This is a genomic window from Vitreimonas flagellata, from assembly GCF_004634425.1.
Taxonomy (GTDB): domain Bacteria; phylum Pseudomonadota; class Alphaproteobacteria; order Caulobacterales; family Aquidulcibacteraceae; genus Vitreimonas; species Vitreimonas flagellata.
The window spans coordinates 1-1,757 of the sequence record NZ_SBJL01000009.1; the positions used below are offsets into that span (position 1 = coordinate 1).

Consider the following 1,757-nt stretch of genomic DNA (forward strand, 5'->3'; position numbering starts at 1 on the left):
TGGCGACGTTGGCATGGACAGGGCACGGCGCCATGGATGAGGGCAGTCGACGCTACTGGCATTTCATCACCGACATTTTCCACCTATTAGCCGCAGGTGGCTGGTTGGGCGCTCTATTGGCATTCGCTCTACTGCTGCGGTTGAAATCGCTAAGGATGGTCTGAAGTAGCCATGTATTTCCCCGGCATACCACCTAGCGCAACTTTTAAACTCGCCAAATGATCAAAAAACAATCAATTCGACGAGTATTTCTTACGTTTTCGCCACCCGGACCCCACTCCGGTGGCCATTTCCCGCATTACAGGCGCACCTCTCCTGCATTCGTCAGTAAATGTCGGCGCGCCATCCACAGGTTCGACAGAGCGAACAGTGTCACCAGTTGCGCCGTGTTTTTGGCCAAGCCGCGAAAGCGCACCTTGGTGTAACCGAACTGGCGCTTGATTACCCGGAACGGATGCTCGACCTTGGCGCGCACCTGAGCCTTGGCCTTTTCAATCTTGCGCTTGGCTTTGTACAGCACGCTGCGCTTATCGAGTTTTTTGTAGGTGCTGCGGCGTGCCGCCACCTGCCAGATAACTTCACGTCCTTCATGCTCGGGCCGCTTTTCGACACCGGTGTAGCCTGCATCGGCGCAGACCACGTTTTCGTCGCCATGCAGCAATTTGTCCACCTGGGTGACATCCGCCACATTGGCCGCCGTGCCCACTACGCTGTGCACCAGACCCGATTCGTCATCGGCGCCGATGTGGGCCTTCATGCCAAAATAATACTGGTTTCCCTTCTTGGTCTGGTGCATTTCCGGGTCGCGCTTGCCGTCCTTGTTCTTGGTCGAACTGGGCGCATTGATCAGCGTTGCATCGACGATGGTGCCCTGGCGCAGCGACAGGCCGCGGTCGCCCAGATAGCCATTGATGACAGCGAGGATGCCGGCCGCCAGCTCGTGTTTCTCCAGCAAGCGGCGGAAGTTGAGAATGGTGGTTTCGTCGGGGATGCGCTCCAGGTTCAGCCCGGCAAACTGGCGCAGGATCGTGGTTTCGTACAGCGCTTCCTCCATCGCTGGATCGCTGTAGCCGAACCAGTTCTGCAGCAGATGCACACGCAGCATCGCCATCAACGGGTAGGCCGGACGGCCACCTTCACCTTTCGGATAATGTGGCTCGATCAAAGCAATCAAGCCCTTCCACGGCACCACCCGATCCATCTCGATCAGGAACAACTCCTTGCGGGTTTGCTTGCGCTTGCCAGCGTACTCGGCGTCGGCGAAGGTCATCTGCTTCATCGGGAAACTCGGTGGGTGGGGTCGCGGTATTTTGCCAAATCAGAAAGTCTTTTTCAGAGTTTCCTTAGGGGCCGCAGTTAATGAAAATTTCTACACTGGCGCTGTCGATCACCGCCGCCGTTCTTGCACAACAGGCATACGCCGATGATTTTGGACTCGGTTCCCTGGGAACCGGCAATGGTCATAGCGGCTTTCTCGAAGACAGCCATGCGTCCGTCAGTTCGCGGACCATGTACTACAGCGCGGATAACCGCTCGGGGACCAACAACGATCTGCGCGAAGCCGCGACAGCGCTGCGCTTTGACTACAAATCCGGTTTCACCCAGGGCACCGTTGGTGTGGGTTTTGACGTCATGGCCTTCGGCGCCCTGCGCCTGGACGGTGGCGACGGCCACACTGCGGGCGCCGGCCTGTCGGGTAACGGCAACAGCTTCTTCCCGACCAAGAACAACGGCACCGAGCCTGCCGACTCATTCGG

General features: G+C 58.0%; 2 protein-coding genes and 1 pseudogene. 2 read left to right on the forward strand and 1 reads right to left on the reverse strand.

Translation table 11 applies throughout. The features are described from left to right. Positions 1-155 (forward strand): annotated as a pseudogene (locus EPJ54_RS20505) (copper homeostasis membrane protein CopD); the annotation flags it as partial. A 143-nt stretch (positions 156-298) separates the two neighbouring features. Here EPJ54_RS20505 and EPJ54_RS19590 read toward each other — a convergent pair. Continuing rightward, positions 299-1,279 (reverse strand): IS5-like element IS1384 family transposase, encoded by a 981-nt coding sequence (locus tag EPJ54_RS19590; protein WP_010466230.1) that lies wholly within the window; start codon positions 1,277-1,279, stop codon positions 299-301. Between the two features lie 80 nt (positions 1,280-1,359). Here EPJ54_RS19590 and EPJ54_RS19595 point away from each other — a divergent pair. Next, a partial coding sequence (locus EPJ54_RS19595; protein ID WP_135213470.1) for an OprD family outer membrane porin occupies positions 1,360-1,757 on the forward strand: 398 nt, incomplete at its 3' end.